Genomic DNA, 3,845 nt, shown 5'->3' on the forward strand with positions numbered 1-3,845 from the left:
CTTAAAAATGCTGTTGTCGGTAGACTCAATGACATTTGACTGGGGTACTGGCTCGCAGGAAGCTACGGTTGGGTTCACTGTGGCTAATGATACGCCCAGCATGCATGTTGCTAATATAGCTGATAATCGTTTCATGATTCTCTCCTTGTTTTGTAGATTTGTATAGATATAAATGTGTATAAAAGCTTATCTGAGTAAATGTAATGACGGAGCTGCGCTCCTAATGTCATCTGCCGCAATCAGGACACTGAAAACCTCATCCACCGCCCTAAAGGACTATCTTCGCGTCGCAAGCGGTCCCCCTTCCCCAGAGTGGAAGGCACAGCCTTGACTGGCGTGTGGCCAGAACAGTTTTTACCTCATCCGCCTCGCGTTGCTCGGCACCTTCCCCAGAGGGGCAGGCACAATACGAGGGAAAGGCACAATACGAGGGGGGAGGCACAGCCTAATAAGCGCCGCTGTCTTTGCTGAAAATGACCTTAAAGGTTTTTAATAAAAACATAAAATCCCTTGCCAGGGACCAGTTGTTTACATACCATACATCCATGGCTACCCTGCCTTCAAAGGACACATCACTGCGGCCATTTATCTGCCAGAAGCCTGTAATACCAGGCTTACACAGTACTATGGTGTCCAGGCTCTCGCCTATCTGCTCTTTTTCCCTTGGCAGATAAGGCCTTGGCCCCACCAGACTCATATTGCCTATAAAGACATTGATCAGCTGAGGCAGCTCATCTAGGCTAAACCGGCGCATCCAGCGGCCACATTTGGTGACTCTTGGATCATAGTAACGCAGCTTGGCATACTTTCGCCATTCCTTATCAGCCTGGGGATTTTCCTCCAGGTACTGCTCCAGTCTCGCATCACCATCAACATACATGCTGCGGAACTTGTAGCAAATAAAGTTTTTGCCGTTCTGTCCCATGCGCTCTGCATTGAAAAACGCCGGACCCGGTGAATCCAGCTTTATAATCAGGGCCAATATAGCCAAAACAGGCACTATAATAGGCATAAACAATAGCACCATAGCCAGGTCAAAGGTACGCTTCACGAACTTGTTCCACATTCTGGACATATCGTTATAGCTCTTGATAATGGCCACCTGCTGACTGAAAAAGGTCTGGATATGGACCCTTCCCATAGGAGTCCCCACAAGGTCAGGAACGAAAAAGATGTTTTTTACATAGGGACGGATTGTGGCCAAAAGGTCATTCATCCTGTCCGTCTCCATCCCCGGAATAGCTACCACAACGGTGTTCACATCGTGATCCTGTATGATATCCACCGACTGGTCCAGCTTGCCCAGCAATGGATAGTCCTCCACCAGCTCCTTGGATAAGGGATGATCATCTATCAGGCCGATTATATTGTACCGATAGCAGATATCACTCTTTAAATACTTGGTTATTCTTTCGGCAGTCTTGCCTGCTCCAATCAGCAGTATATCCTCCCTGAACCATCCATTGGCATCAATGATTTTGCTGGCTCCATAGCGGATGACAGCCACCGAAAGCACAATCATTACCGAAAGCACCCCTGTATATGTCCTGGATATAGCCGTCAATTCACGCATGGCAAATAAGATAATGCCGCACATGATAATGCCAAAAACAAGGCCCTTGAATATATCCCTGCCCATATCCAGTGAAGGCCTGTTAAAAAGATAGCCCTCCTTCAGTGCAATACACAGCAAAATAATAGCCGGTATAAAGATATATTGATATTCACTTGAAAACACCATGGAAGTGACTAAATCCTTTCCCAAAAAACCACAAATGATACGGGAAATATATTGAGCCAAAACCACGGCTATATAATCCAGCACAATAAACACCAGAATATTTGAAAAATGTCTGATTGTCGTTGCACTGATATTATCTGAAGAATGCAAATTGCCATCCTCCCTACTCATTTTACTAAAAATTCCTACATAAGCAAATCCTATAAAATAAAATAATTTCAGTCCTAACCCTTTAAAATACTAAGACTTAATGCAATATCATTTAGCTAATACTGTATAACCTGTATTGTAAAATATATACACATACCTGTCAACATACTAAAAGAGAAGACAAATGGGAGCTTCGCCTGTGCTTAGCTCCCAAAAATTAACTAATTTTATCTTCCTTACCATCAGAAACAGCCTCAGTTTTCCCTGAAGCATCAGAGACTGTGGCTGACTGTGCCAATTCCTTTTTTTCGGGTACAGGCTCCTCTTCCATTATTCCGCTGGATACCTTGCGAAATTCCCTGATGGTCTTGCCCAAACCGCGCCCAATTTCTGGCAGCTTGCCGGGGCCGAATACTATAAGACCTATAATTAAAATTATTATAAGTTCAGGTACACCAATACCAAACATAACCCTGCCTCCAAACCATCACACATATCAGAATTTCCGGTCGCTGATAAAATCAGCTCCCATGGAATATGCAGTCCTTATATCTTCTGGAATACTTTCAGGCAATACTGTCTTGGCCTGCTCCAGGAACTCATCCACCTTCTGCTGGGTGTATTCAATGCCATCAGATGCCCTGACGATCTCCACAGCCTCATGAAGCATATCTCTGGTCATGTTGCTGTCAGTGACAATCGACAGGAGCTTATCCTTGTCAGGACTTGACTTCAGTGCCTTAATGGTAGGTAATGTCACTATGCCCTGGAGTATATCATTGCCGGCTGGCTTGCCGATGGTGTCCTCATCCCCGGTGATATCCAGCAGGTCATCTGTCAGCTGGAAGGCCATGCCTACAGAATACCCATAATCATATAAGGCCTGTATTTCTTCCTCTGAAAGGTTTGCCACATCCCCACCCAGCTGGCAGCTGATGGCCAGGAAATTAGCGGTTTTCATGGCAATGCGCTCGTAATACTCATCAATATCACAGGATGCCTTGTAAATCTCCTTGTTCTGGATGAGCTCTCCGGCACTCAGGTCTGTGAGCAGCCGTGAAAGCTGCAGCTGTACCCTGTCGCTGTAGCCATGCTCGGCTACCAGGGCAAAAGCCTTGGCGAAAAGGTAATCCCCGGCTAATATTGCCAGCTGATTGCCCCATTTTGCATTGGCGGTTGCTTCCCCCCGTCTGGTCATGGCACTGTCCAGTACATCATCATGTACCAATGAAGCCATGTGTATCAGCTCAAGGGCCACTGCCAATGGCATTGCCCGTTCCAGCTTAAAGTCCTTGCTGCAGTGAGCAGCCAGGAAAAACATTGCCGGGCGAAGGCGCTTGCCTCCGGCATGAATCAGGTGTATACCGATATCAGTAATCGTCTCCACAGGAGAAGCAACGGCTTCCTCCAATGCGTCCTCCAGCTTGGACAAATCTGATTGTATAATATCAAAAAACTTGTTAGCCAATTCTATCCCTCACAAAAATAATATAGACCTTTATAATTTTACAATATATTGGAAGGTTTTTCAATTAATCTTTGGGTTTCTAGAGGTATATGGAAAAGAAAAAACCTCATCTAGATACTGCTCTAGCAAAAACCTCATCCGCCTCGCGTTGCTCGGCACCTTCCCCAGAGGGGAAGGCACAGCCTTGACTGTAGTTTTATTTCCCCCGGCAGCATTTACTGTATCAGTTCCGGGTGGCGGAAGAGCCAGCCGGTAATATCCTGCAGGGCACTGCGTTCCTCTGCATATTCCTCAACACCTGTTTCTGTTCTTACAGGCTCTGCAGATTCTGCCAGCTGTTCACGCAACCGGTCCTTATAATCACCGATAATCTCCCTGGTCATCCAGCTGTATGGTGTCACTATATGATCAATCGGCTCCAGCAGCGACGGCTTGATGCTGTAATATTCAAAGCCCTTAGGAGCGATGAGTTCCATAATGGTAGGC

At 46.0% G+C, this 3,845-nt stretch carries 3 protein-coding genes and 1 pseudogene; all 4 read right to left on the minus strand.

Annotation, left to right across the window (positions count from 1 at the left end):
* Nucleotides 1–445: 445 nt before the first annotated feature.
* Nucleotides 446–1,891 carry a sugar transferase gene (locus K6C05_RS08755; RefSeq protein ID WP_296733739.1) on the minus strand — a complete coding sequence of 482 codons (1,446 nt, stop codon included), beginning with the start codon at nucleotides 1,889–1,891 and terminating at the stop codon, nucleotides 446–448.
* A 217-nt stretch (nucleotides 1,892–2,108) separates the two neighbouring features.
* Nucleotides 2,109–2,360 (minus strand): twin-arginine translocase TatA/TatE family subunit, encoded by a 252-nt coding sequence (gene tatA, locus K6C05_RS08760; RefSeq protein WP_296733742.1) that lies wholly within the window; start codon nucleotides 2,358–2,360, stop codon nucleotides 2,109–2,111.
* Between the two features lie 27 nt (nucleotides 2,361–2,387).
* On the minus strand, nucleotides 2,388–3,359 hold the full coding sequence (locus tag K6C05_RS08765; RefSeq protein ID WP_296733744.1) for a polyprenyl synthetase family protein: 972 nt from the start codon (nucleotides 3,357–3,359) through the stop codon (nucleotides 2,388–2,390).
* A 215-nt stretch (nucleotides 3,360–3,574) separates the two neighbouring features.
* Nucleotides 3,575–3,845 (minus strand): annotated as a pseudogene (locus K6C05_RS08770) (LTA synthase family protein); the annotation flags it as partial.

It is taken from the genome of Anaerovibrio sp. (assembly GCF_024697385.1).
GTDB lineage: Bacteria > Bacillota > Negativicutes > Selenomonadales > Selenomonadaceae > Anaerovibrio.